The 25457-nt window shown below is 41.3% G+C and carries 28 protein-coding genes and 1 riboswitch; of the genes, 19 read left to right on the plus strand and 9 right to left on the minus strand.

Annotation, left to right across the window (positions count from 1 at the left end; genetic code table 11):
* Positions 1 to 239: 239 nt before the first annotated feature.
* The 5 genes from GKR61_RS16735 (at position 240) to GKR61_RS16755 (ending at position 5093) form a co-directional block, all read left to right on the plus strand.
* On the plus strand, positions 240 to 1151 hold the full coding sequence (locus GKR61_RS16735; protein WP_108479028.1) for a metal ABC transporter substrate-binding protein: 912 nt from the start codon (positions 240 to 242) through the stop codon (positions 1149 to 1151).
* A complete protein-coding gene (locus GKR61_RS16740) occupies positions 1152 to 2042 on the plus strand; it encodes a manganese/iron ABC transporter ATP-binding protein (protein ID WP_036950494.1) in 891 nt (296 codons plus the stop codon). It abuts the gene before it with no gap.
* Positions 2039 to 2929 carry a metal ABC transporter permease gene (locus GKR61_RS16745; RefSeq protein ID WP_108479029.1) on the plus strand — a complete coding sequence of 297 codons (891 nt, stop codon included), beginning with the start codon at positions 2039 to 2041 and terminating at the stop codon, positions 2927 to 2929. Before GKR61_RS16740 ends, GKR61_RS16745 begins: the two co-directional genes overlap by 4 nt.
* Positions 2922 to 3788, plus strand: coding sequence for a metal ABC transporter permease (locus tag GKR61_RS16750; protein ID WP_154600266.1), 867 nt, complete (start codon positions 2922 to 2924; stop codon positions 3786 to 3788). Before GKR61_RS16745 ends, GKR61_RS16750 begins: the two co-directional genes overlap by 8 nt.
* Before the next feature lie 435 nt (positions 3789 to 4223).
* Positions 4224 to 5093 carry a fructosamine kinase family protein gene (locus GKR61_RS16755; RefSeq protein ID WP_036950500.1) on the plus strand — a complete coding sequence of 290 codons (870 nt, stop codon included), beginning with the start codon at positions 4224 to 4226 and terminating at the stop codon, positions 5091 to 5093.
* A 134-nt stretch (positions 5094 to 5227) separates the two neighbouring features.
* Here the strand turns inward: GKR61_RS16755 and GKR61_RS16760 are convergent, their stop codons facing one another.
* Positions 5228 to 5767, minus strand: coding sequence for a YniB family protein (locus GKR61_RS16760; RefSeq protein WP_154600267.1), 540 nt, complete (start codon positions 5765 to 5767; stop codon positions 5228 to 5230).
* Between the two features lie 301 nt (positions 5768 to 6068).
* Between GKR61_RS16760 and hxpB the strand changes: the two genes are divergently transcribed.
* The 5 genes from hxpB to GKR61_RS16785 all read left to right on the plus strand — a co-directional run bounded on the left by hxpB (position 6069) and on the right by GKR61_RS16785 (position 10268).
* Positions 6069 to 6734, plus strand: a complete 666-nt coding sequence (gene hxpB / locus GKR61_RS16765) for a hexitol phosphatase HxpB (RefSeq protein WP_036950504.1) — start codon at positions 6069 to 6071, stop codon at positions 6732 to 6734.
* A 191-nt stretch (positions 6735 to 6925) separates the two neighbouring features.
* Positions 6926 to 7516 (plus strand): metal-dependent hydrolase, encoded by a 591-nt coding sequence (locus tag GKR61_RS16770; protein ID WP_036950506.1) that lies wholly within the window; start codon positions 6926 to 6928, stop codon positions 7514 to 7516.
* 166 nt (positions 7517 to 7682) lie between these two features.
* Entirely contained in the window at positions 7683 to 9074 is a 1392-nt protein-coding gene (locus tag GKR61_RS16775; protein ID WP_154639913.1) for an L-cystine transporter, read from the plus strand.
* Positions 9075 to 9357: 283 nt separating this feature from the next.
* Positions 9358 to 9747 carry a YkgJ family cysteine cluster protein gene (locus tag GKR61_RS16780; RefSeq protein WP_036950513.1) on the plus strand — a complete coding sequence of 130 codons (390 nt, stop codon included), beginning with the start codon at positions 9358 to 9360 and terminating at the stop codon, positions 9745 to 9747.
* A gap of 212 nt (positions 9748 to 9959) precedes the next feature.
* Complete coding sequence (locus tag GKR61_RS16785) at positions 9960 to 10268, plus strand: hypothetical protein (protein WP_036950515.1); 309 nt, start codon at positions 9960 to 9962, stop codon at positions 10266 to 10268.
* A 154-nt stretch (positions 10269 to 10422) separates the two neighbouring features.
* Here GKR61_RS16785 and GKR61_RS16790 read toward each other — a convergent pair whose 3' ends face one another.
* Positions 10423 to 10746, minus strand: coding sequence for an AzlD domain-containing protein (locus tag GKR61_RS16790; RefSeq protein ID WP_080675622.1), 324 nt, complete (start codon positions 10744 to 10746; stop codon positions 10423 to 10425).
* Positions 10743 to 11417: an AzlC family ABC transporter permease gene (locus GKR61_RS16795; protein WP_154600269.1), complete on the minus strand. Its 675-nt coding sequence runs from the start codon at positions 11415 to 11417 to the stop codon at positions 10743 to 10745. The genes GKR61_RS16790 and GKR61_RS16795 overlap by 4 nt, the downstream gene beginning before the upstream one ends.
* A gap of 71 nt (positions 11418 to 11488) precedes the next feature.
* On the opposite strand from GKR61_RS16795, the gene GKR61_RS16800 reads away from it, so the two are divergent.
* Both GKR61_RS16800 and GKR61_RS16805 read left to right on the plus strand, forming a co-directional pair.
* Entirely contained in the window at positions 11489 to 12058 is a 570-nt protein-coding gene (locus GKR61_RS16800) for a helix-turn-helix domain-containing protein (RefSeq protein WP_036950519.1), read from the plus strand.
* 27 nt (positions 12059 to 12085) lie between these two features.
* Positions 12086 to 12262, plus strand: coding sequence for a DUF2526 family protein (locus tag GKR61_RS16805; protein WP_108479034.1), 177 nt, complete (start codon positions 12086 to 12088; stop codon positions 12260 to 12262).
* A 160-nt stretch (positions 12263 to 12422) separates the two neighbouring features.
* Here the strand turns inward: GKR61_RS16805 and GKR61_RS16810 are convergent, their stop codons facing one another.
* From GKR61_RS16810 to crcB, 3 genes are all read right to left on the minus strand, one after another.
* The gene (locus GKR61_RS16810) at positions 12423 to 13607 is read right to left on the minus strand and encodes a M20 family metallopeptidase (protein ID WP_154600270.1); all 1185 of its coding nucleotides are present in this window, start codon (positions 13605 to 13607) and stop codon (positions 12423 to 12425) included.
* Between the two features lie 80 nt (positions 13608 to 13687).
* Entirely contained in the window at positions 13688 to 14911 is a 1224-nt protein-coding gene (locus tag GKR61_RS16815) for a hypothetical protein (RefSeq protein ID WP_036983683.1), read from the minus strand.
* 596 nt (positions 14912 to 15507) lie between these two features.
* A complete protein-coding gene (gene crcB, locus GKR61_RS16820) occupies positions 15508 to 15888 on the minus strand; it encodes a fluoride efflux transporter CrcB (RefSeq protein WP_006659423.1) in 381 nt (126 codons plus the stop codon).
* Positions 15889 to 15996: 108 nt separating this feature from the next.
* Positions 15997 to 16066, minus strand: a riboswitch (Fluoride riboswitch).
* Positions 16067 to 16210: 144 nt separating this feature from the next.
* Between crcB and fetA the strand changes: the two genes are divergently transcribed.
* Together fetA and fetB are read left to right on the plus strand one after the other, a co-directional pair.
* The gene (fetA, locus tag GKR61_RS16825) at positions 16211 to 16864 is read left to right on the plus strand and encodes an iron efflux ABC transporter ATP-binding subunit FetA (RefSeq protein ID WP_108479036.1); all 654 of its coding nucleotides are present in this window, start codon (positions 16211 to 16213) and stop codon (positions 16862 to 16864) included.
* A 9-nt stretch (positions 16865 to 16873) separates the two neighbouring features.
* Complete coding sequence (gene fetB / locus GKR61_RS16830; RefSeq protein ID WP_036953670.1) at positions 16874 to 17659, plus strand: iron efflux ABC transporter permease subunit FetB; 786 nt, start codon at positions 16874 to 16876, stop codon at positions 17657 to 17659.
* 56 nt (positions 17660 to 17715) lie between these two features.
* Here fetB and GKR61_RS16835 read toward each other — a convergent pair whose 3' ends face one another.
* Positions 17716 to 18765, minus strand: coding sequence for a LacI family DNA-binding transcriptional regulator (locus tag GKR61_RS16835; RefSeq protein ID WP_036953673.1), 1050 nt, complete (start codon positions 18763 to 18765; stop codon positions 17716 to 17718).
* A gap of 238 nt (positions 18766 to 19003) precedes the next feature.
* On the opposite strand from GKR61_RS16835, the gene GKR61_RS16840 reads away from it, so the two are divergent.
* The 3 genes from GKR61_RS16840 to GKR61_RS16850 all read left to right on the plus strand — a co-directional run bounded on the left by GKR61_RS16840 (position 19004) and on the right by GKR61_RS16850 (position 22257).
* Positions 19004 to 19732: an SDR family oxidoreductase gene (locus tag GKR61_RS16840; RefSeq protein WP_036953676.1), complete on the plus strand. Its 729-nt coding sequence runs from the start codon at positions 19004 to 19006 to the stop codon at positions 19730 to 19732.
* Positions 19733 to 19768: 36 nt separating this feature from the next.
* Positions 19769 to 21391: an FGGY-family carbohydrate kinase gene (locus tag GKR61_RS16845; protein WP_036953679.1), complete on the plus strand. Its 1623-nt coding sequence runs from the start codon at positions 19769 to 19771 to the stop codon at positions 21389 to 21391.
* Positions 21392 to 21969: 578 nt separating this feature from the next.
* Positions 21970 to 22257 (plus strand): hypothetical protein, encoded by a 288-nt coding sequence (locus tag GKR61_RS16850; protein WP_036953682.1) that lies wholly within the window; start codon positions 21970 to 21972, stop codon positions 22255 to 22257.
* A 53-nt stretch (positions 22258 to 22310) separates the two neighbouring features.
* Here the strand turns inward: GKR61_RS16850 and GKR61_RS16855 are convergent, their stop codons facing one another.
* On the minus strand, positions 22311 to 23204 hold the full coding sequence (locus tag GKR61_RS16855; RefSeq protein ID WP_036953685.1) for an endonuclease/exonuclease/phosphatase family protein: 894 nt from the start codon (positions 23202 to 23204) through the stop codon (positions 22311 to 22313).
* A gap of 222 nt (positions 23205 to 23426) precedes the next feature.
* Complete coding sequence (locus GKR61_RS16860; protein WP_154600272.1) at positions 23427 to 24461, minus strand: LacI family DNA-binding transcriptional regulator; 1035 nt, start codon at positions 24459 to 24461, stop codon at positions 23427 to 23429.
* Between the two features lie 236 nt (positions 24462 to 24697).
* On the opposite strand from GKR61_RS16860, the gene GKR61_RS16865 reads away from it, so the two are divergent.
* Both GKR61_RS16865 and GKR61_RS16870 read left to right on the plus strand, forming a co-directional pair.
* Positions 24698 to 25144: a PTS sugar transporter subunit IIA gene (locus tag GKR61_RS16865; protein WP_036953691.1), complete on the plus strand. Its 447-nt coding sequence runs from the start codon at positions 24698 to 24700 to the stop codon at positions 25142 to 25144.
* Between the two features lie 20 nt (positions 25145 to 25164).
* Positions 25165 to 25452, plus strand: a complete 288-nt coding sequence (locus GKR61_RS16870; protein ID WP_006659412.1) for a PTS sugar transporter subunit IIB — start codon at positions 25165 to 25167, stop codon at positions 25450 to 25452.
* Positions 25453 to 25457: the final 5 nt, after the last annotated feature.

Consider the following 25457-nt stretch of genomic DNA (forward strand, 5'->3'; position numbering starts at 1 on the left):
TCGATTACAAAAATATCCCTTTTACCATTTAACGGGATTTTTCATAATTGATATTGATAATCATTATCAATTGGGATATAAATACTATCAGCCTGAAAGACCATACTCATTGTAGAGTCAAATAGGTCAATATAAATGAGAAAATACATTCAAGCCCAATAACATACTTATTTAGATTAACCATTTAATGAGATTAATTTAGTTCATAGAACTCGCGACCCAACGTTAGGATCTATTTTATGACAAACTGTTTATTCCGATTATCAACGCTATTACGTACCACATTCATTGCATTAGCTGCCGTTTTATTTGTCAGCCAACCTGCTTTGGCTAAAAAATTTAAAGTGGTCACCACATTTACTATAATACAAGATATTGCTCAAAATGTAGCCGGTGATGCCGCAATTGTCGAATCCATCACTAAACCGGGTGCAGAAATCCACGGTTATCAACCGACACCAAAAGATATTATGAAAGCCTACGATGCTAACCTTATCTTATGGAACGGAATGAATCTGGAAGTTTGGTTCCAGCGTTTCTTTGAAAACCTTAAAGATGTGCCTGCAGTTGTCGTCACTGAAGGCATTGAACCTATGCCAATCCGTGAAGGGGAATATAAAGATAATCCTAATCCTCACGCTTGGATGTCACCTGCTAACGCACAAATTTATATCGAAAATATCCGTAAGGCGCTGGTGAAATATGACCCAGAAAACGCCGACATTTATAATGCTAACGCGAAAAAATATTCCCAAGAAATTGCGGCGCTTGATGCACCTTTACGTGAACGTTTAAATCGTATTCCTGAAGATAAGCGTTGGTTAGTGACCAGTGAAGGCGCATTTAGCTACCTCACTAAAGATTATGGCTTTAAAGAAGTCTATTTGTGGCCAATCAATGCTGAAGAGCAAGGCTCACCAATGCAAGTTAAAAAAGTGATTGATACAGTTCGTGAACACAACATTCCCGTTGTTTTCAGCGAAAGTACCATTTCAGACAAGCCAGCTCTGCAGGTCAGTAAAGAAACTGGCGCGAAATACGGCGGAGTATTATACGTCGACTCGCTATCAACCGCTGAAGGCCCTGTACCAACATACATAGATCTGCTGAACACAACCGTCGATACTATCGCAAAAGGATTTTCACAGTAAATGAGCCATACAAATCAATTTGAACATCCGACTCTGGTTGTTGATGACGCAACTGTCACTTACAACAATGGTCATACCGCGATTTATGATGCAAGTTTCAATATTCACGGTGGCTCCATTTGCGCCCTTGTAGGCGTGAACGGAAGTGGTAAATCAACACTGTTTAAAACCATTATGGGATTAGTCACACCATCGTCTGGTAGTGTGACCCTCAATGATCAGCCGATTAAAGCGGCATTAAAAGAGAATGTGATTGCCTACGTTCCACAAACAGAAGAAGTGGATTGGAATTTTCCAGTGCTAGTTTCTGATGTGGTGATGATGGGGCGTTATGGCAAAATGGGCTTCTTTCGTATTCCTAAAAAGGAAGACAAAGAAGCCGTAAAAATGGCTTTAGAACGCGTAGATTTAGCGGGTTTGGAGCATCGCCAAATTGGTGAACTTTCTGGTGGTCAGAAAAAACGGGTGTTTTTGGCTCGCGCCCTCGCCCAGCAAGGTAAAGTTCTATTACTCGACGAACCCTTTACAGGGGTCGATGTAAAAACAGAAAATGCCATTATTGACCTACTCCGCAGTCTGCGCGATGAAGGTCATTTAATTCTAGTCTCAACCCATAACTTGGGAAGTGTGCCTGAATTTTGTGACCATGTGATTTTAATAAACCGCACAGTGTTGGCGAGTGGTCCAACAGAAACCACCTTTACTCAGCGTAATCTACAAAAAGCATTTGGTGGCGTACTGCGTCATATTAACCTGTCTGGTCAAGAGCTTCACGACGATGATGACCCACGCTCTGTCACGGTAATTACTGATGATGAACGCGCCGCCGTCTTCTATGGTCACGATCACGATGCACCGGTTAGAAAAAATCAGCCTAAGGAATCTGAATGATTGAGTTGTTACTGCAACCCTTTGAGTACAACTTTATGGTTAAAGCCATATGGGTGAGTGCCATCGTCGGAGCGGTGTGTGCTTTCTTATCAGCTTATTTAATGCTCAAAGGTTGGTCGTTGATGGGAGATGCCCTCTCCCACTCTGTTGTGCCCGGTGTGGCGGGCGCTTATGCGCTTGGATTACCTTACGCTGCGGGGGCTTTTTTTACAGGTATTCTCGCCGCCCTCGCCATGACATTTGTTAAACATCTCACCCGCTTACGGGAAGATGCCGTTATCGGCTTTATCTTTTCCACCTTTTTTGCGGCGGGGTTATTAATTGTTTCGTTGAACCCAACCTCAGTAAACGTGCAAAGTATTATCTTCGGTAATATTTTGGGGATCGCCGATGCTGACGTGCTTCAAGTCGAGATTATCATTGCCGTTTCATTTATTGTCCTGATGTGCCTATGGAAAGACTTACTGGCCGTGTTTTTTGACGAAAGCCATGCGCGTTCCATTGGCTTAAACCCACTACGCCTAAAAATCATTTTCTTCACCTTATTAAGCGCATGTACCGTTGCCGCACTGCAAACCGTTGGGGCGATATTGGTCATTGCGATGGTGGTTACGCCAGGTGCCACTGCCTATTTACTGACAGATAAATTTAAAACATTGCTAATCATTTCCGTCTCTATCGGTACTGCCACCAGCGCAATTGGTGCCTACCTCAGCTACTTTTTAAATGGGGCAACGGGCGGGCTAATTGTTACGTTCCAAACAGTAATTTTCTTACTGGCATTCTTCTTTGCTCCAAAACACGGGCTGTTTGCCTCTCGTCGCAAAGCCCGTAGCGAAGTCGCTGACTTGCATCACCGTAAACAGCAAGGAGCCACCCATGAGTGATTTTATGGACTTACTGATGGATCCTTTCGCATTTCCATTTATGCAAAAAGCCTTGATTACGGCGATTGTTACGGGAACCGTCTGCGCTATTTTATCCTGCTTTTTAGTCTTGAAAGGTTGGTCATTAATGGGAGACGCCATCTCCCATGCAGTATTACCCGGAATTATCATTGCATCACTCATTGGCATTCCGCTTGCTATTGGGGCTTTTGTTTCGGGGCTATTTTGCGCCGTTGCTACCGGCTATTTAAAAGAGAACAGTCGAATAAAAGAAGACACCGTCATGGGTATTGTCTTCTCGGGTATGTTTGCTGTCGGCTTGGTAATGTTCGCAAAAATTGATACTGAACAACATCTTACCCATATTTTATTCGGGGATATTTTGGGGGTCACCGACGAAGAATTTAAACAAATCTTACTGTTTGCGGGGATAACCATTGCGATTATCTTACTCAAACGTAAAGACTTTATGCTGTACTGCTTTGACCCAAATCAAGCACGTGTTATCGGCTTGCCGGTTAAATGGCTACATTACGGATTACTTTCTCTATTAGCTTTAACCATCGTGGCATCACTGCAAGCTGTCGGGATCATTCTGGTGATTGCAATGTTGATTTCACCGGGGATCATCGCCTTTGTTCTATGCCGTAGCTTTGGTTGGATGTTGGTGATAGCAATTATCGCTTCAGTCACCTCCAGCGTGCTGGGTACGATTGTCAGCTTCCATATTAATGCGACAACAGGCCCAACGATTGTTGTGATCCAAGCGGGCTACTTTGTTATCGCCCTGCTCTATAGCAAATTAATCCTCGCGCGCCGCAAATCCCATAGCACACGCCAAGATTTGCATACTGCCTAATGATATAAAGCTGAATACGGTGAAAACCTATTCAGCTCAGGCCATTGACAAACCCATCAGGTTTGGAAATGGCTCGTTTGGGTTGTAAAATTAACGAGGAAAATCAATTTATTGATTTTCGCCTGATAACACAAAGAGGGAAAACCACGCTTTTATCCCTCTTTGTCATCAACCTCAGCTGAATACGGTGAAAACCTATTCAGCTTTTTCTTTCTTCTATTCGACTCTCTTTTATCTTGAAGTTTACTCTATATAAAAGAAGAAACGCGATATCCATCCATTATCGCCGAAATCAATCCTCTCCCAATTCTTGAACAAAATCAGCCATCAATCATTTCGAAATAAGGCGTAATTATTAAACAATGATCACTGTTAATTCCTAAATTGACGCTATAGTATGGTATGAGTGAAGACCAAATCACAGCGAGGTGGATCATGTGGCAAGCGATGAATCGTTTATTAATTGAACACTTTGGTGAGGCAGAGCTGCGAAATAAAGTGATTCTCTCTGGTGGGGATATTCATCACACCTTAAGAATCGATTATGGTGAGCATACGGTGTTCGTAAAACAAAATCGCCGCGAGTTTCTCCCTCTTTTTAAACAAGAGGCAGAGCAGCTTGAAATGCTAGCGAAAAGCCAAACCATCACCGTTCCCAAAGTCTACGGCTTGGGTAGCAACAAGCACCACAGCTTTCTTCTCCTCGAATATTTCCCGTTAAAACATTTTGATAGCACCAATGCCTGGCATTTTGGTCAACAATTGGCGCGATTACATCAATGGGAAGAACAGCCGAGCTATGGGTTCGACTTTGATACTATGCTCAGTACCATTGTTCAGCCTAATGGGTGGGAAAAGCGTTGGAATGCATTCTTTGCAGAAAAACGTATTGGTCTTCAATTACAAATTGCATCTGAGAAAGGCATGGTTTTTGGTGATATTCAACAACTCGTGGATATTGTTAAACACCGCTTATCCGGTCATCAACCTCAGCCCTCTTTATTACATGGGGATCTGTGGCCTGCAAATTGTGCGGTCACCAACCAAATGGATGGCGTACTCTATGACCCTGCTTGTTATTGGGGTGATCGGGAATGTGATATCGCCATGTTACCATTATATAAAGAAATTCCGATTCAAATTATTGATGGGTACCAAAGTGTTTGGCCATTACCAGCGGGCTTCTTAGACAGGCAACCAATCTATCAACTCTATTTCTTACTCAATCAAGCCAATATGTTTGGTAATGAACAGAGCTATCTGCACGCTCGCAGCATTATTGATAATTTACTAGACGACGAATAACTACGAGTCAAATAGACGGAAATAAGAGATGCACAGCGGCGGAGTAAATACCGATGCTGTGCATTTTCATGATGGGAAAACATCAACATGACGGGCACTATCAACATAATGAAAAGCGGCCACATCATGAAAAACTACCAATTCAGAAGTTTCAATACAAAATAAATGGCGATCCCTAAAACAATCGGCCAGAAATACATCAAAAAGAACTGTTTGAAAATAGTATGTCGAGGAATAGTGACTTTGGCTTCTAATTCTTCTTTGGTCACTTCACTGCCTTTTGCATTTTCAAGAATGACATGATCTTCAATACTTTCGCGAATGAATTTAATTTGTCGATACATGCGTAAACCTGAAGCACTTAAAGCAAGCCCCACAAAGATGAAAATAAAAATAACAAAAAATCCGATGCAGCTACCTGAAAAACCATGGCTCACTTCAGGGACTGGTGAATTATTCCAAAATACATTGAGAAACGGCGTACTTTGTCGAGTCATCTCCGCCATTAATTTAACAAAATCATTGGCAACTGCATTAATTCCTTCGCCTTGAATTCCTTTCAGAGCCGCTAATTTAATTAGCGATGTCAATGTGGAAATTAACGCCATAAAAAATACGATCCAGCCCAAAATACGTTTGCCAATCGCAAGAGAATTTGCCTTGTGGTAATTCATTACAACTATTCCTTAAAGTTTTTTTCTACGCTAATCATAGCCGATAATATTTGCTGGCTCCAAATTTCTATAAAAAAATGATAGTTAAAAACCGAGTTTCGGATTATTCAAAAATTGAATTGAATTCACATCAATAACTAAACTCAAATTTCTAATAAAATCATGTGATAGCACATATATCTCTATAACCCCAAGTCATAGCTTGTTAGAATCGTTTCAGAAACCAAAATGACTGTGATTAAAGTACAGCGACAATCCCCACCCTCTTTTTAAGCGGGTATCTAAATGAATGGAGTTTGCTATGTATCATAAATTACCTATCCAATCTGTCATCTTTGACATGGATGGTTTGCTGATTGACTCGGAACCTTTTTGGGAACAAGGGGAAGATGAAGTTTTTGCAGAGTTAGGCGTCGATTTGTCCATTAAGCACACTCTTCCTGACACTCTAGGTTTACGTATCGATCACGTTGTTGAACTTTGGTACAACGCATCTCCTTGGCAAGGTTGTAGCTTAGAAGCAACAAAGCAGCGTATTATTGACCGCGTTATTGGTTTAGTGGAAGAAAAACGCCCATTACTGCCTGGTGTACAGCATGCACTTGAACTGTGCCGCTCAATGGATCTAAAAATCGCTTTAGCATCTGCATCTCCAGATTATATGCTAGAAAAAGTGCTTAACTTATTTGATATCCGCCATTATTTTTCTGCCGTCGTTTCAGCAGCAGACTTGCCATTAAGTAAGCCTCATCCCGAAGTTTATTTAAAAGCAGCCGCTGAGTTATCCACCAAGCCTATCCATTGTGCTTCTTTAGAAGACTCCTTTAATGGAATGATTTCTGCAAAAGCGGCAAGAATGCGTTCTATCGTCGTGCCTGATAGTAAGCATTTCAATGACCCACGCTGGGGTTTGGCTGATGTTAAAATCGCCTCATTGAACGATTTACGCCCAGAAAATTTACGTTAATCTTAAATAAGTTAACGGAACTCGATTTCCCTTACGTTTTTCACGTAGGGGAAATTTAAAAAAGTATAAAAATCTACGGTTATTAACTAATAAATAAGAGTTTTTTTAACTCTCCCCCACTACCATATTTCCTACAAACCCTTTATACTGCCCGCCTACTGTATAGATAAACAGATGGTATTTTATCCACCATGACTGCTGAAGGGCATCTGCTTTTTTCCGTCGCCTCACTTGTAATGGCTCATAAATTGCAAATTACCCCAGAGTTCGCTCAGGGTGATTGGTTGCATATGGTGCCAGGAGTGTTGCTAGGTGCCTTATTGCCGGATATTGACCATCCTTCATCTATTCTCGGGCGGCTTTTTCGTATTATTTCACTACCTATATCAAAACTGTGTGGGCATCGAGGATTCACTCACAGTCTGATCGCTTGGCTAATCTTACTGATCAGCAGCTACCAATGGCTACCTCACTATTGGGACTTACCTAGCGACCTTATCCAAGCATTTTTATTAGGTTATATGAGCCATTTAGTGGCTGATATGCTGACTCCATCGGGGGTTCCCTTTTTATGGCCTCTGCCAACACGTTTTTGTTTTCCCATCTTACGCGGCAAGTCCAGTAAACGCGGAGAACGCTTTATTGCTGTGCTTTTGACCGTCTGTGCTGTCTTAATTCCAACAGCCCATCCCGCTGATTGGTTCCAGCAAATTGAAAACGCACTAAATTATTTTAATAATCAGATAAATATACACTTACCGACAAAAAGCTCACTTTTGTAATATACTGTAAGCATTAATCAACCTAAATTATAACTTTTGATTATAAGTAATGACTAACTTCAACTGATATCATATAACCAGTTGTTAGAAGAAATGAAATCCTTATACCTATTAAGGATTAACAACAAGAATCATTATGTAAAATAATTACAATTTGGAGTGCGGAATGAATATTCCTCTGATTATCAATGTGCTCGTTTTCGTAGCACTTTTAATACTGTTAGCAAAACTCGGATCGAATGGTTGGAGCCTGTCCAAAAAAGTTTTACTGGGTCTCGTATTCGGTGTTGCTTATGGTGTCGGACTTCACCTTGTGTATGGTTCCGGTCACCAAACGGTAAAAGACTCCATTCTTTGGTTTAATATCGTCGGTAATGGTTACGTTCAACTGTTACAAATGGTGATTATGCCTCTGGTGTTCGCCTCTATTCTGAGTGCGGTCGCTCGACTTCATAAGGCATCTTCTTTAGGGAAAATTAGCTTTTTAACCATTGGCACACTGCTGTTTACCACAGCCATTGCTGCTTTAGTGGGTATCTTGATCGCAAACCTGTTCGGCTTAACCGCTGAAGGTCTGGTTCAAGGTCAATCTGAAACTGCACGTCTAGCGGCCATTGAAACAAATTATATTGGTAAAGTCTCAGATTTAACGGTTCCTCAGTTAATCCTGTCCTTTATTCCGAAAAACCCGTTTGCTGATTTAACGGGTGCAAGCCCAACATCTATCATTAGTGTGGTTATTTTTGCTGCCTTCTTAGGGGTAGCTGCGCTGCAACTGTTTAAAGATGATAAAGAGCGCGGTGAAAAAGCATTAGCGGCTATCGATGTGATGCAAGCATGGGCAATGAAACTCGTTCGCTTAGTCATGCGTTTAACCCCATACGGTGTGATGGCGCTGATGATCAAAGTGGTCGCAAGCTCTAACTTAGCCGATATTATTAACTTAGGAACTTTCGTCGTCGCATCCTATGTCGCGCTAGCTATTATGTTTGTGGTTCACGGCATCTTCGTGGCGACAACTGGCTTAAATCCAATCAAATTCTTTAAGAAAGCGGGCCCAGTACTGACATTTGCATTCACCAGCCGTTCGAGCGCAGCCAGTATTCCACTGAATATTGAAACGCAGACTCGCCGTTTTGGTGTGCCAGAATCTATCGCAAGCTTCTCGGCGTCTTTCGGTGCAACTATTGGCCAAAACGGTTGTGCAGGTATCTACCCTGCGATGTTAGCAGTGATGGTCGCTCCAACCATGGGGATCAACCCATTTGATCCACTATGGATTGCAACCTTAGTCGGTATCGTGACTATCAGTTCTGCCGGTGTTGCCGGTGTGGGTGGCGGTGCAACCTTCGCCGCACTGATTGTACTGCCAGCAATGGGATTACCAGTCACGTTAGTTGCGCTGTTAATTTCGGTCGAACCTCTGATTGATATGGGTCGTACTGCTCTGAACGTAAGTGGTTCAATGACAGCAGGTACCGTCACTAGCCAGTTAATGGGCGAAACGGACAAGTCAATCTTCAATCAAGATGACGATGGTGATTTAAAACACGTTTAATCGCCCTAATCTCCTAACACTCATTGAAACCTGCCCGTCAAACGGCAGGTTTTTTTGTATCTGCTATTTTCTGTGTTCGACATTTTATCAAACTGCAACAGATTGAAATTTTTACTTTATTTCGACTTGATGGGAAATACTGGGTTTTTAATCTAAAAAATATTGCCAATACGTAAAGCTGCGTAACATAATAGTGACTGAGCAACATTTTCTTAGGCCTCCTGCCTGTGTTGCGTCTCCCGTTTCCTACGGGAACTATCAACTTCATTGTTAGATTTTTTATATGACCAATATTATTCATATACTAAAAACTGATCCTTCAGATAATCCCTGTGTTAGCTGTGGTGCTTGTTGTGCTTACTTTCGTGTCTCATTTTACTGGGCAGAAGCTGAGGCTGGCGGTGGTTCAGTTCCTCAACATTTAACAGAGCAAATCACCCCTTTTATGAGCTGCATGCAAGGTACAAACCAAAAACCTAATACCCGCTGTACTGCACTTGGTGGCACCGTCGGGGAATGTGTTTCTTGCTCTATTTATGAACAGCGCCCTACGCCATGCCGAGAATTCGAACAATCGTGGCATAACGGCATTCACAATGAAGCCTGCGACCGTGCTCGCGCAGCCTATGGTTTACCTCCTCTCGAGCCACAGCAACCGCAAATCGCGTGCTAACCGTCAATGACCCAGAGATTTTTCTGGGTTATCTTCTTTACCTTCACATAATCTTCTCTACGTAAAATAATCTCATTATTTTCAATAAAATGTGCAAAGAAAGGATAAAACGTGCAGGAAATATGGAGCTTCAGTCAAAGCAGGTAAAAGCCATTGCGAGGGAAATCTAATTGATGAATTATCCTCTCATCACGTTAATGAGGAGATAAAAGATGAACAAATTAAACCAAGGTTTACTTGCTGCCGTTTTACTGTCTGTCGGCTTTGCCGCCGCAGCCGCTAATGTTGATATGAATAAATCACCACGCCATCACAGCGGAAATCATCATAATATGGTGTATAGCGTGACTGAACAAACCACCAAACCTAATGAAACCTTGAAAAAACTGGCAAACGATACACCTAAAATTGAAGATGGCAAACGCTACATGGTGAAAATGTCTGTCGTGGAAGTGCCTGAATTCAAGCCAGCACAACCGATGCCAATGCCGGTTCCTGCTACGGCGCCCGTAGCTAAATAAGAATGAGTCAACCTAAACCATAGGCTGTGCCTGTTACACTGATAACATCAACCTTTTGGCATTGTTAGTTAAAAATCAGTATCTTAATGGACACAATAACGTTTAGGTATATCCCTAATTTTAGCCTCTAATGCCATAGGGGCTTTTTTTTTAACTAAAATAACCCGCGTAATACCGCTGTGACTATCGCAGCCGACAAAACAATCACAATAAATGGCTTGCGGTACCAAGTCAGAATACCTGCCACCACCACCCCAATTATTTTCGGTAAATCCGATAATTCATTGCCTGAAAAGAGCGTTGAAGTCATCGCGACTGAAAATAAAATCACAATAGCAGCAGCTGAAAATAGGGCTTTATTTTGTTCTGTTAAATTGACCCGCCCTTTTAGCAATGCGCCGGATGCCCGCATTAAGTACGTCCCAACCGCTAAAATAAAAATCCCACTGACGATTAACCAAGGATGTTCCATCATCATGATTTCCTTATATAGATAACTAAACTCAACAAGGCCAGTAAAACGGGGATCCCCGCCGGTAATACCGGTGTTGTTACCACAGCAACTACAGCCCCGACTATCGCCGCGAGTCTTAAGCGCTTATCTTTCAACGCGGGTAAACTCAGCGCTAAGATAATGGCGGGAAACATGGCATCCATCCCTAGTGCATGGGTATCTTGAATAAAGCTTCCTAGAATTTCTCCGATGACCACACCAGCAGGCCAACAGATTAAAATTCCTAATCCGCACAACCAAAATGCGGCGGTTTTCTCGCGTTCGCTGTCTTGTGCCAAGCCAAAAACCACACTTTCATCATTCATAATGTGATATCCCAGCAACGATTTTGCCCCTTTTCCCGTTAATTCACTGACGGCAAAACTGAATGGAATATGGCGCGAGTTGACTAATAGCCCAGCTAAGGCAGCTGACAGAGGGCTTCCCCCTGAAAATACCACGCCAATAAACAGAAACTCGGATGCACCCGCTAGCACAAAAATGGACAGCATCAACGGTACCCACCAATCAAAACCTTGTGAATGAGCTAATGCACCGTAGGAAATTCCCACAATTAAGTCTGCAATACACACCAGTGCAATATTTTTCACTGTGCTATTATGGAGAATAGAAAACTGAAATTTAGATGTCTGCATAGAACGACCGTTCGATATAAAAAACATTCGTTCATTATGTCGTTGCTTTAGGCTAAGTGCAATCAAATAGGATGTTAAAGTTGACCTTATTCACGCCCCCTATCGAATTAATCTCAAAATCATTGGCTTGTGAAAGGCAAAAAAGTGGGCTTTCTCTCTCTGAACTTGCGCGTAAAGCGGGGATCGCAAAATCCACACTATCCCAATTGGAATCCGGTAGCGGCAATCCCAGCATTGAAACCCTATGGGCATTATGTGTTGCGCTGGATATTCCATTTTCACGTTTAATTGAAGAAAAACGCGCAGCAGTGACTGTGATCCGCCATGGTGAAGGCACCCCAGTGAGCGCAGAGCACGCAAACTATTTGGCCTATTTACTCTCTTCTGCACCCCCTAATTCTCAACGGGATATTTATACGGTTGTTGCACAGCCCGGCCGAGATCGCGTTTCAGAACCCCATATGCATGATGTCACTGAGCATATTATTTTGATGTCAGGCAGAGCATTAGTTGGGCCACTCGACAACCCTGTTGAGCTCAATGTCGGTGACTATATTCACTACCGAGGTGATGAACCCCACATTATGCGCGCACTTGAACCAAACACCATGGCAGTCATGGTGATTGATAAACAGAATTAATTAGCCCAATACGCTGGAGGATTTACTGTGAATTACTATCAAGAAATAACAAACAAAGTCGCCTTATTGCTAGATGAAAACTCCGTTCATAATATGAATGAAATGCTAATGCAGCTTTCTCATGATGATAAGCTAACCCAAGAACAACGCTTTGAGCTGCAACAACGCCTTAGAGACGCCATTTTTGTTCACCATAATTCGTAATTAACGTTTAATTAAATGGGATTTGGCGGTTAATATCTCGATTTAAAATACAAAAGAAAAGCCTGAGCAATCTATTTATTACTCAGGCTTGATTTAATAATCTATTATCATGATGTGAAACCCTAACAGCCTATTTTCTGCACTAAGTCCCATTATTTTATTAGAACTTATCTTGCTGTAAATAAGACCATGCATATTGCGCATACAGTTCTGCACCTGACGCCATCACATCTTCATCAATGTTAAAACAGCCATGGTGATGCGCCCATTGGGTATCTTTTTCTGGGTTACCTGAACCTAATAATGCAAAACAGCCCGGAATGTTTTCCATATAAAAGCTGAAATCTTCCCCACCAGGGGTTGGTCTTTCTGCCATTAATGCATTTTCACCAAATGCTTCGCTGATCACCGACTGCGCCAGTAATGCACTGCGCTCTTCATTAATCACTGGCAGCGTACCGTAGATATAATCCACTTCAGCAGTGGCGCCGTACATCGCGGCAGTATGTTCGGCGTAACGGCGGATTGCCGCTTCAATGCGAGTACGGGTTTCAATATCAAAGCAACGTACCGTTCCATCTAGCACTGCATTCTCTGCAATCACATTGAATCGGGTGCCTACTTCCATTTTGCCAATAGTCACAACGGCTGAGTCTAGAGAAGAAGTTTCACGGGAAACCACCGCTTGCAAATTCATCACAAATGACGAGGCAACGATTGCGGCATCAACGGTCGCTTCCGGCATCGAACCATGCCCACCTCGCCCTTTAAACTTCACGACCAACAAGTCCGCAGAAGCGAATGTCCCGCCAACATTACATGATATTTTTCCTGATGGCGTCGTAGACCAGATGTGCATACCAAACACGTTGTCCACATTGTCCACTGCACCTTGTTTTATCATCGCTTTCGCACCCTGCGCTATTTCTTCAGCAGGTTGAAAAATCAGGCGAATATTTCCTTTTAACTCATCGCGCACTTCATATAACGCTTTGGCTGCGGTTAATAACATCGCGGTATGCGCATCATGCCCACATGCGTGCATCTTCCCTTGATTTGTCGATTTATACTCAAGGGAATCATTCAATTCCTGAACAGGTAATGCATCGATATCCGCACGTAAGGCGACCGTCTTTCCGGGTTTACCGCCTTTAATGTCCGCAATAATTCCGGTAGGTTCAGTGAGGCGATACTCAATACCAATTTTTGCCAATTCTTCAGCAATACGCTTCGTGGTTCTCACTTCCTCAAAAGGCAATTCTGGGTGTGAGTGAAGGTCACGACGAAAAGCAATCATCGCTTCTGTGTGTTTTTTAATGGATGCTGTGATGCTGTTATTGACCATTTTTCTGTCCTTTTTCTATTCTTTTCGCTTTCTTAAACTATTATTTTTCAGCGTGTTAAATTCTAATATTCTATTTATCGTTATGCCGCAACAGGCACAATGTAAGCGACCATTATCCCCGCTAATACCACAGAAACCATCGTGACAGAGATAAAACCGCCAACTAACATTGGCCCTAACATATGGCTAGTTAAAATCTGGCGCTCTTTTTCGTCTTTGGTCAGTGCGTTAATGGCTTCATTGGTAATGATATAATCCGCGGGGAAACCATACAGCGCCGTCAATGAGACTGCGAAAGCCATCTCTTTTGATACCCCTAGAATTTTTCCAACAATCCAAGACGCGATAAACATGCCGATGACCGCTGCCACAATCAACACTACCATTGGGTAGACTAATCTCAACAACATATCCGGTGTCGCATGATTTAACGTATCAAAGATAAATAGCATTAATGCCATGATAGCAAAGCCAAAACCGTTCGCTTTCTGCAGAGGCTGCCTTTCTAAAAAGCCCATCGACGAGGCAATAACACCAAATAATAAGCACAAAACAAACGGACTGATGCTCACATAAGGTGCAGCAACGGTAGAGACTAGATAGGCGAGATATCCCACCACCACTAAGCGTAAAAATTGGAAATAGCTGGTGTTATAGTGGCTCGGAATTCGCTTGAACATGCGAGGCATTGCACTTTCAGATGCCAGTGTTTTGACTTCGACATCATCCGAACCGTCAACGGCCAATGACTCTTTCCAAGTACCATTGCGATACTGCTCAAGCACTCGGCGACCTTCACGTTTCAACATGATGGCCGTGAGTGGATAACCGGCAAAACCTTGCATCACATAAATTAAGATGGCAAATACTGAGAGATCCACCAGCCCAGCTTCCGCAGCACCTTTTGACATAATTAATGAAGAGACGATGCCACCGACTAATGGCGGGATTGCCACTAATACTGTATTTAAATCAAATAACGCCAGACCTACTCCATAAATAAAGACAATAATCCCCAAAATACCGGATAACGAAATTAAGATAGTCTTCCATTGGTGTAATAGTTCTTTCAATGAGAGCAATGTACCCATATTGGTAATGAGTAAATACATCAACATCACGGCGACAACCTTTGGTATTCCCGCAATGCTCACAATATCTTTAGGAAAGAATGTCCAATAACCTAAAAGGAATAATACAGCGCAAACAAACACCGATGGGATCCATGCTTTTGTTCGTACTGCTATGGCATCCCCGATGTACAGTATCCCGACAATTAATAACAGAGCTAACATTTGTGACATAAGTTTTTCCCCGTATTTATTATTTTTATTTATTTCTGTTTTAGTTATTTAATCTATTAATTTTGATATGTCAGATTTATTCATTCAAAATAAAGAACAGAATAAAGCAAAATAGAACATATCCATCCAAGCCATTACATTTAAACAACAATTTCATCATAACATTGAATAAACAGATGTATAGATTAAGTTACAGTGTAAGACTAAAAATACACTAGTGAAAAACTGTAGATTAAAAAGTCATATATGAGGGAAGATAATGAAAATGCAGAGCGATAGTTTCGTATTCAGCTCCGTTTTTAATAGGATATGTTTTATGCTTTATATTCGATGATAATTCATACTTTTTCAGCTTAGGGAAAACGATAAATTTATAATCTATTGCCCTGAAATATATTTTTATGCATTCACAATTTTGATGCAGTTATATCACGATAAAAATTCATCATTATCACCATTGGTAACATATTCTGCTTTATTTCGTGATTCTCTTTTTTTGCTCAAAATAGAAACAAAAATAGCCTATTCACACTTAGGGATAGGCTATTAATCGTACGAAAATAATCGGTGGAAAATAAATACTTAATTAAAATCTATTATCCTTGAGAAAGCATGTTATGGCACAACATACCGAGCAGCGTAAATAATAAAGCCCCGAGAACATGAATCGCGATCGTGCTAAATGCCACCACCAATTTCCCTTCTTGCAGCATCACCAACACCTCCAACGAAAATGTTGAAAACGTCGTAAACGCCCCACAAAAGCCTGTAACAATAAACAGTTTGTAAGCAGGGTTAATATTGGCGCTCGCAAAGTAAGAGACAGCAAAACCAATGATAAAGCCGCCAACTAAATTGACGAAAACAGTACCAAATGGAATGTGAGGGTGCAGATTATTCAGTTTTAAGCCAATCAACCATCTTAACCAGCCACCTAAAACGGAACCTAAAGCAATAGAAATGAGGGATGCATACATTACCACTTTCCTTACAAGTTAGATGGGAATAAATGCAAGGAAAATCTCCTGCAGACATTTATGCCCTAAATTCGGGCACATAACCTACGCGCCCATTCAAATGAAAAGGTTTACGTAGGCATCATCAGTCCACATCAAGGACGGTTAAACTAGGAGGAATGCCATCTCCTAACGAGACGTTGATTAAAATAATAAGGCAACTATTTTCTTCATGCAAATCTAATTTGCCAAACCTATTCCAGATAACGCGGTGTCTATTTACCCTAAATTGGCGCATAATATCCGTAATATCGATAATAGAATTAGATGGATTAGGTCAAATATGGAAACAAAACAGCCTTTATTACAGCTTAAGAATATCGGTTTTCAGGTTGGTCAGAAGATAATTTTAGATAATGTGCAGATTGACCTATACCCAGGTGAATTTAAATTGATCACGGGTCCTTCTGGTTGTGGCAAAAGTACATTATTAAAAATTGTCTCTTCACTCATCCCGCCAAGTTGCGGTGAAATTCTATTTGCTGGCGAAAATATCAACGCAATTGCACCAGAGAAATATCGTCAACAAGTCTCCTATTGCACTCAAACGCCCACACTCTTTGGTAATACCGTGTATGACAATCTCTTTTTTCCTTATCAAATACGGAATAAACCATTTGATAAACAAAAAATCCTCGATGATTTAAGCTATTTTTCACTACCTGATACCATCCTAGAAAAAGGCATTAATGAGCTTTCAGGCGGCGAAAAACAGCGAATCTCATTGATCCGTAATTTACAATTCTTGCCGCAAATTTTATTACTGGATGAGATTACTAGTGCCTTAGATGAACAAAATAAAATCAAAGTGAATGAGCTTATTCATCAATTAGCGGTCAAGAATAATATTGCCGTCCTCTGGGTGACTCATGACCAAGATGAAATTGGCCATGCTGACGATATTATTACCCTTCCCGTACACCATAGCGAAAAATAGGAATTAATCGTGCATCAACCTACTATTTCCAATGAGTCGCTCGCATTTTCTATCATGTTAGTCTTAGTAGCTATTTTTATTAGCCATAAAGAGAAGCTCTCTCTTGAAAAAGATATTATTTGGAGTACGTGCCGCGCCATTGTTCAGCTATTAATTGCGGGTTATATCCTCAAATATATTTTCCACGTTGACCATAAGGCACTCACTGTTTTATTGGTGCTATTTATTTGCTTTAACGCCGCCTGGAATGCGAAAAAACGTAGTAAATACCTCGATAAACTATTTCCAACCGCGTTAATTGCGATTACTTCAGGCACATTTTTAACCTTGCTAGTATTAATTCTCACTGAAGCTATCGCGTTTACCCCAATGCAAGTGATTCCAATTACAGGGATGATTGCCGGGAATGCCATGATTGCCGTCGGACTCTGCTTCAATAACTTAGGACAGCGCTTTAATAGCCAACAACAGCAAATTCAAGAAATGCTCAGCTTGGGCGCCACACCTAAAATTGCTTCTGCCTCGATTATTCGTGAAAGTATTCGAGCGTCATTAATTCCTACGGTGGATTCCGCCAAGACGGTTGGGATAGTGAGCTTGCCCGGTATGATGTCAGGGCTAATTTTTGCGGGGGTCGATCCTTTGCAGGCTGTTAAATACCAAATTATGGTGACATTTATGCTATTAGCGACGGCAAGTCTCTCCACGATTTTGGCGGGGTATTTAACCTACGTAAAATTTTATAATCAGCGCCATCAATTGCGTTTAGATGCTTTAAATAAAAGCATTAAATAAAAATATTAAGTAGACCAAATCAGGCTTAACATTTCTGCTTTAAGCCTGATTTTATTTTATTCTGTTTTTCCTATCATGACAGGCATCACCTCAATCAGCTGAGGCTGGCTTTCTCCCGATTCTATCAAGGCGAAAATTTGCTCTAGCATAGCGGGAACATCCTGTTTAACCATCTCAATATCATTCCCAAGTAATGCAACAAATGGATCCCAGTCAAAACATCCCATCGGCGGCTGATGCGCACCCGTATGACCTTCTTTCATTAACCACCTCATCACCCCTTCCAATGAAATGGTCGAGTTGACAAACAACCCACAAAGTTCAATGTCTGGAGGTGTTCCTTTTTGTAACAACGAATGCTGGGAAGAATATATGGAGAGTGCTCGTTCGGCTTTTTCTGGTGCATAACCACAAGTCAAAATATGGTGTTGAGGAACCTCTATATTCAAAGAATTGTGAGCATCGATAAACCCTCGAATTCGCTCTCGAGTGTTATGCTCCTCTTCCCGTCCCCCCACAAACACCAGCGATTCTGAGGATGCGGCTCGTTGCTGCCTTTTCTGTAAAATATTGAGCGTTAACTGCTTTGCACCTTGATAGTTATCGGAAATCACCGAAGGAGCCAATGTACCAGGTAAGTCCAAATTGAGTGTCGGCACACCTGATGCGTGGCAGATTTGCGTAATTTTATCAGGATCGGTTGCCCCAGTTGAAATCAACCAATCCACTTGATATGAAAGCATTGCCTTTGCGGCTTCTAACTCTAATTGGGGATCACGGCGTGTACAGGTAATGATAGGAAATAACCCGCGTTCACGCGCCATCTCCTCAAAATGCTCCACAATCGACCCGAAATAACGGTTATCATATTTAGGAACCAACATCCCAATAATTTTGGATTTATTACTGCGTAATAGACTCGCTTGCTTATTCACCGAATAGTTTTGCTCTTGCGCTATTCGCATAATTTTTTCAGCTAATTGAGCACTAATACGCCTTTTTTGCCAATTTCCATTTAATACAGCGCTAACGGCACTGGCTGAAACCCCTGCCAATTCTGCAAGGTCATAGATCGTGGTTTTCTTGTTTTGTCTGATCTTGCTCACAAATTTATGCCTCCATTTTTTCCTAGCTTGACACCAAAGCGTAAAAGTCGCAATACTGCTCCATCGATTGAGCGACATCGAAATTAACCTAGAATCGAGTTGATATGGCGATTTGCCTGCATTCTCACTCACTGAATACATTCCGCCAAATCCCCTCGTAACTTATTAAAATTAAATTAATTTCTAATACTCAGTTTGACTTCCCTATTGATTAACTAACTTATCCGGAGTGAACATCATGGCTATCTCATTAGAAAACAAAGTTGCCGCCATCACAGGTGCGGCTTCTGGTATTGGACTTGAGTGCGCACGTACCCTACTCAAAGCTGGCGCGAAAGTTGTTTTAATTGACCGTGCCGAAGAGCGATTAAATCAGTTAGTTGCCGAATTAGGCGACAATGCTATTCCTCTGGTTGTTGATTTAATGAAACCAGAACAAGTGGATGGCATGTTGGACGCCATTTTAGCCAAAGCGGGTCGCCTAGATATTTTCCACGCTAACGCAGGTGCTTATATCGGTGGTCCTGTCGCAGAAGGCGACCCAGATGTTTGGGATAAAGTATTAAACCTCAACATCAATGCCGCATTTCGCAGTGTACGCGCCGTTCTCCCACACTTTATTGAGCAAAAATCAGGGGATGTCCTGTTTACTAGCTCAATCGCAGGTATGGTGCCCGTGATTTGGGAGCCTATCTACACCGCGTCTAAATTTGCAGTTCAAGCGTTTGTCCATTCAACTCGCCGCCAAGTGTCCCAACACGGAGTTCGCGTTGGGGCAGTATTACCAGGTCCTGTTGTCACTGCATTACTGGATGACTGGCCAAAAGAAAAAATGGAAGAAGCATTAGCTAATGGCAGCTTAATGCAACCTATCGAAGTCGCTGAAGCGGTTCTCTTTATGCTGACTCGTCCAAGAAATATCACCATCCGTGATCTTGTGATCCTGCCAAACAGTGTTGACCTCTAGTTTTTACCGATAACCATAAAGATTGTGAGAGGACATATGAACAGCCCTACGCAAAGTAAAAATGACGACGTCGTCATTGGTATTGATGTCGGTACAGGCAGTGCCCGTGCAGGTATTTTTGATCTGCATGGCAACATGCTTGCGTCAGCTAAACACGATATTACGCTCTACCGTGATGGAGCCAATTTCGTAGAGCAATCAAGTAACGAAATCTGGAATGCCGTTTGTTATTGTGTGAAACATGCAATGGCAAATGCCAAGATTGATGCGAAACGTGTCGCAGGAATTGGTTTTGATGCGACCTGCTCTCTGGTTGTTTTAGATAAAAACCAGCAACCTATTTCTGTCAGCCCGAGTGAGGATCCTGAACGCAATATTATTGTTTGGATGGATCACCGCGCCACAGAACAAGCTGAGCGCATCAATAGCCTAAAACATCCAGTATTGAATTATGTTGGGGGGAAAATTTCTCCTGAAATGGAAACCCCAAAAATTCTTTGGTTAAAAGAAAATCGCCGCCAAACTTATGATAATGCGTGGCAATTCTTTGATTTAGCAGACTTCCTAACGTGGAAATCAACAGGCTCTTTAGCGCGCTCTACATGCACAGTAACCTGTAAGTGGACTTACTTGGCACATGAAAAACGCTGGGATGCTGATTATTTTCGCCAAATTGGTCTCGCTGAATTAGCGGACGAAAACTTTGCTCGCATTGGTCAAGAAATTGTCGAACCAGGCACACCAAACGGAAGCGGCTTAACCGCCCAAGCGGCTGAACAAATGGGACTGTTGGTTGGGACGCCAGTTGCCGCAGGGATGATTGATGCTCATGCTGGTGGAATTGGTACAGTTGGGGTGAATGGTGATGCTACTGCAAATATGGCATATGTTTTCGGTACGTCTTCCTGCACGATGACCACCACCCAAGACCCGGTGTTTATCCCTGGTGTTTGGGGACCTTATTATTCTGCAATGGTCCCGGGAATGTGGCTCAACGAAGGGGGACAAAGTGCTGCCGGTGCGGCAATTGACCAACTACTTTCGTTACATCCGATGGCTACACAAGCCAAAGTGATGGCAAAAGAGCAAAGCAAACCATTACCCGTTATGCTGGCGGATAAGGTATTAGAAAAATCAGGTACCCCATCTCAAGCAGTTGAATTAGCTAAAGGTATTCATATTGTTCCTGAATTTTTAGGCAATAGAGCCCCCTTCGCCGATCCCCACGCGAAAGCCATCATAGCGGGCTTAACCATGGATAACAGCTTTGATAACTTACTTGCCTTCTATACCGCTGGCGTTTGCAGTATTGGCTATGGATTGCGACAAATTATTGATGCTCAGGCGCAATCAGGCGCCGTTATCCAAAACATCGCTATCAGTGGTGGTGCTGGTCAGCACCCTCTGATCCGCCAACTTCTAGCGGATACCTGTGGTGTTCCTGTGATTTCAACTCAAGCGGATGAACCAGTATTACTGGGCTCTGCTATTTTGGGTGCTGTCGCAGGAGGTGTTTGTGAGAATGTTGCACAAGCAATGGCTCAATTTGCAAATATTGATTTAACATATCAGCCTAATGAGCAATTTAAATTACATCATCAAACTCGGTTCACTTCTTTCCAGCATTTACAACAATGTGCTAGAGAATTGAAAGGTTAAATATTGTATTTCAGCATATTATCAAGGGAATAAGTTTATCTTATTCCCTTTTTTATTAGGGAGAAATTAAATAGGTTTATTTAATCAAATAAAATACATTAATATAATTTAATTGAGCGAAATCGCCTATATTATTAATAGGGAAATCCAATGATAAACAATTTTAAGAATTACATGATACTTTATTTTAACACTTTCACTCACCGAACAAAAAACACACAAAAAGCCCGTGAAATATAGGGGGAAAGCAAAGCTACTTAGCAGCAAAACCCAAAATAATGACTATATTCATATATTTTAATATGATAGAAAATTATTAACATTTAAATAAATTAGATTATGATTTTCATTCTGCAATGTTCTTTCAGTGAAATAAATCGCTAACATAATGATATAATGTACAATGCTATTTAACCTTTAATTTAAAAACCAAAAACTAAAATTATCCGACTAATTTTGATAAAATATTTATATTAACTTGTGTACTATTTCCAGCATCGAAAATAAGTTAAAAAATCGAAAACCGATATCAGGTTGAAAAACCAAAAACGGGTCAAAAAAACAAAACAGGGCTCACAATGACAAATACTCAGCTACTGTTGTTGGCAACCAACAACATCAAAAATAATACCGAACTCAGCCATTCTCAAGAGTCCTATGTTTATCAATATTACTATGAAAACGTCGCCAATAAATTCTCGACAATTAAAGAATTTATGTATGAATTCATTATATTAACTAAACCCGCCTTAGAAAATGAAGCGGATTTTCACGCATTAAGCTCACGCATTTACGCCGCTATTGAAGAGTACTTAGGGATAGCTCAAGTCCGTTATATTCAGCGCCAAAAATTACTGCAAAAGTAAGTGATTCTAATAAAAACAGACCTCAAATAGAGGCCTGTCCACTATCCCAATAACTACTGTTCTTGTAACTCAAGTTCTGCAATAACCGGCAAATGGTCACTGACTTTTGACCATTGAAAGTCTTTACTGTCTGTTGGAATTGTCATGGTTTTCACATCCCAAACCTGACCTTTATAGGTAAAGATATGGTCGATATCTATGGCAGGGTTAACAGCAGGCCATGTGCGATAATTCACCCCTTTTTTCTCAACTGGATCCCAAAAATAGCTGATTTCCTGAATAGGTTGCTCTTTTGCGGTTGAGTTAAAATCCCCTGCGAGGATTTTGATGGAGGCAGCAATATTATCAAAACCTGTTTCGGTATCACCAATCGTCGCATCGAGAATATGGCGAACTTGACCTATGCGGATGGTAGGATCTTTCTGCCAGTCTAAGTGAGTTCCCATGATAATAATGGGTGAGTCAAAACCAGGTTTTGTAATTTGTGATAATAATACCACTCGCTGCTCTGCTCCGCCTGATGGTAAATTCACAACTTGGGATTTCTCAATTTTATATTTTGATAAAATTCCTACACCATATTCACCACCATCAAAATCGAGTGCCTTACCAAACGCAAAATCCATTTTGTTTGCTTTGGCAATTTCCTCTAGTTGGTTCACTTTCTTACTACGTGCAGTTTTATTGTCAATTTCAGTTAAGACAATAACATCCGCATCAATCTTAGCGATCGCTTTGCTCAATTCATCTAAATTAGCGACATCCGCCGCCAACTCATTTTTACCAATATTATAAGTAGCAACTTTGATCGTTGGTTTATTTGCAGAATACACCTTATTCGGCGTTCCACCATTTTGTACCATTAAAACTTCAGAACCTGTTGTTGCCGCTGTCGCACCACACGAAACTAAAATTGCGGCAGACACGAGTGTTTTTATTGATTTCATAATGTACTTATCCCCAGTGTAATAACTATCTCAAGTTAAACAAAGCATCTATCTCTGCGTAAAATCCGAACATGCACGATAGATATAAGGAGGAAATTAGCACAGAAGAATAAATAAACAGTGACCTCTACAGCATTCTTATTTCGAGATTAAAAATAACTTTTGACCTTTACGTGATTCTGTGACCGAATACACAATATAGTGCAACAAATACATTGATTTCTAGCCACTTTGTCTTGCCTCAAATTTATAAGGGAAGACAATTTCATCCTGAACATCGGCAAAACTTTCTTCCGTATCCCCTAACCATTTTAAGAGTTTTTTCGCGGTCTCTCGCGCCATTTTACTGTAATCAATGCGCACTGATGTGAGCGATGGATGAATATGATCACAATTTTCCGACCCTTCAACGCACACCACTGCCAACATCTTCGGAATTTTGATTAGGCGCCGCTGACATTCAAACATGACCCCTAACGCTATCATTTCATGGCTACAAATCACGGCTTCTAATTCTGGTTGACGGGTCAACATTTCACTAATCGCCTGCCGACCAAAGTCCATGGTGGCCACATACGGCGTCGTAATACTTTGCTCAGCACTTAAGTTATTCTTTAACAGTGTGTTATTCCAACCACTCAGTTGTTGCCCCTGCATTTTGCTGTCCATTTGTGCACCAATATAGCCAATGCGCTGGTGACCTTTTTGCAGCAAATAGTGTGTAAGAAAACTAACCGCTTCACCTAAATTGTTTTTTATATTGAGTGTAAAGCGATGAGCAGGATCCCCCGTCACGTTAATTACGGGGATAGGTAAATTATTCAGAGTCCCCAAGGCACTTTCAGAATTCATTGCACCAAAAATCACTAATGCGGCAGGGCTACTTTGCAACAGCGTGAGTAACACCTCAGACTCTTTTTTATGCTGATAATCGTGACTACCAATCACCACTTGATAATTATTTTTATTCAAGACTTCTTGTAAAGCTTGCAGAAAAACTGAGCTTGCATTGTCTCGTAATGATGGGATCAATACTGCAATTGTTCGGCTTTGACCTGACGCTAAAATGCCCGCAGCGGAATTGGGAATGTAACCGAGCTCCTCAACAGCTTCATTGATTTTCTCCCTCAATTTATCCGAGACTAACTCCGGTGTCCGCAAAGCACGCGATACCGTCATTGAACCGACTCCCGCATATTTCGCGACGTCTTGTAATGTGACTCTGCCTGTATTCTTTCTTTTTCGGGTTTTCTGCATGAAATTACTTTGTTTCGTCTAAACTTATTATTCAACGACGATAACTTATCACAGCTCCGATTTGTTAATTAACTGCCAAATGCACTAAAAATGATTTTATTAACGATATTTAGCCAAAATGATAGCGCTATCACGAAAATGAATAATTCAGCTAGATAGCGCTACCATAGATCACTACTATTCATTCCATTACTAAAACATCTAATAGAATTTCTTTTTTACCAGGAGCCAAACCAATGCTAACTACGTTACTAACCCCGAATGTGGTTCAGGTGGTTGACAGCGCCAATGACTGGCGTGATGCAATAAAAATTGCCTGTAATCCCTTAATTAATAATAAGTTCATCGAACCTCGTTATATTGATGCCATCATTCAATCCCACGAAAAAATCGGCCCTTACTATGTATTAGGCCCAGGTATTGCAATGCCACATGCCCGCCCTGAAGACGGAGTTAACCAGTTATCTCTTGGTTTAACCGTCATCAAACAAGGGGTTGAGTTTGGTTCAGAAGGTAACGATCCAATTAAGTTATTGATTGTTCTTGCAGCAACAGACAGCAACAGCCATATCGGTGCGATTGCAAAACTGGCTGAACTTTTTGATAACCAAGAAGATATTGATAGCATCATGCAATCAGAAAACGTAGATGACATCCTTAACATCATCGCTAAATATGAATAATTGAGTCATAGGTAAATATTATGAAAATCACTGTTGTTTGTGGAAATGGTTTAGGTACAAGTCTAATGATGGAAATGAGCATCAAGACAATTTTAAAAGACCTACAAGTTGCGGCTGATGTTGACCACGTTGACTTAGGTTCAGCCAAAGGTACTGTCAGCGATATTTTTGTCGGCACTACAGATATCGCAGAACAATTAGTTGCTCAACAAGTTGGCGGTGAAATTGTTGCTCTGGAAAATATGATTGATAAAGTCGCGATGAAAGAACGTCTGAGCGTGGCTTTACAGAAACTCGGCGCGATGTAACCGGA

The organism is Providencia sp. wls1916 (assembly GCF_009706585.1).
Taxonomy (GTDB): Bacteria; Pseudomonadota; Gammaproteobacteria; order Enterobacterales; family Enterobacteriaceae; genus Providencia; species Providencia lanzhouensis.